The sequence below is a fragment of the Proteus columbae genome (assembly GCF_002777965.1).
In the GTDB taxonomy this organism is placed as follows: Bacteria; Pseudomonadota; Gammaproteobacteria; order Enterobacterales; family Enterobacteriaceae; genus Proteus; species Proteus columbae.
The window spans coordinates 1-1,000 of record NZ_NGVR01000013.1; the positions used below are offsets into that span (position 1 = coordinate 1).

General features: G+C 32.6%; 2 protein-coding genes. Both read left to right on the forward strand.

The annotated features are described in order from the left end of the window. Positions 1 to 213: 213 nt before the first annotated feature. On the forward strand, positions 214 to 492 hold the full coding sequence (locus CBE70_RS05935) for a hypothetical protein (RefSeq protein WP_100158625.1): 279 nt from the start codon (positions 214 to 216) through the stop codon (positions 490 to 492). Continuing rightward, a complete protein-coding gene (locus CBE70_RS05940; RefSeq protein WP_100158626.1) occupies positions 476 to 715 on the forward strand; it encodes a hypothetical protein in 240 nt (79 codons plus the stop codon). Before CBE70_RS05935 ends, CBE70_RS05940 begins: the two co-directional genes overlap by 17 nt. Positions 716 to 1,000: the final 285 nt, after the last annotated feature.

Below are 1,000 nucleotides of genomic sequence, written 5' to 3' on the forward strand. Positions count from 1 at the left end.
AGGAGGAGTAATGGGATTGTTTTTAGGAGCAGTGATTTGTTTAGTCAGTTATCTTGAACATAAAAGATACTAATATTCTTATAAAGAAAAAATTAGCGCTACACTAAGTTTTGTATGATTATTTCACTCCTCAGCGAGCTGAATTATTAACAATTTGATTTGGTGGATGAGAGGGAATATCAAACTGATTCAGCTATTTATATTTGATAGTTAATGGGGCTCGCTGGTTTCACAGGTTGGACAAGAACAGATCAAAACTTACATTCAAATGTTCAATTAAACGCAGGTAGTGCTTATTTAGGGAGTAAAATAGCAGGCGAAAATTCAAAAACTGTTGTTGTTTCAGCCACTTTTGGGGCTACATCGGGTTATGGTCTAACAGCAGTTATAGAATTAGTGATAACAATAGAAATTACTAATACAGAAATCCAAGAGGAAATTAAATATTTTAATAAACAAAAAAGAGAAAAAGATAATGAGCCAAAAAATTAATTCTATTGAATATTTATTCATTGTAACAATTTTATCTTCTGTTGGACTATTTTTTATAGGAACATTTTACTATCTCATAATTCGTAGCATTATTGGGTTATTTATTAGTGGTGATTTTATTTTCTCATTTGAAATATTTAAAAAAATCATTAAAGCAAGCGTGGTTTGTGGAATAATAGCTGGTATAGGTAATTGGTTTATAAAATATAAGTTACGTAGATGATGTTAAGATCCGACCCTGTAAATAATTCTGTGTATTTAGCTTACAGTGTCACTGACAACCAGATAATCAACTATCCAGTTTAGCCATGTTGAGAAAACGTATTCCCACATGGTTCTGTATTAAATTGTTATTTCATCGGGCTTATTTGCAGTCAATCAAGGGGGTGATATTAGCGTGGGTAAACATACCCAGCTCGATACAGGCACATTAGGCTTTAGTGATATCCATAATTACGCAGAATATAAAGTTGAGCATCAATCGGGTGGAGTGAGTACTTCAGGTGGC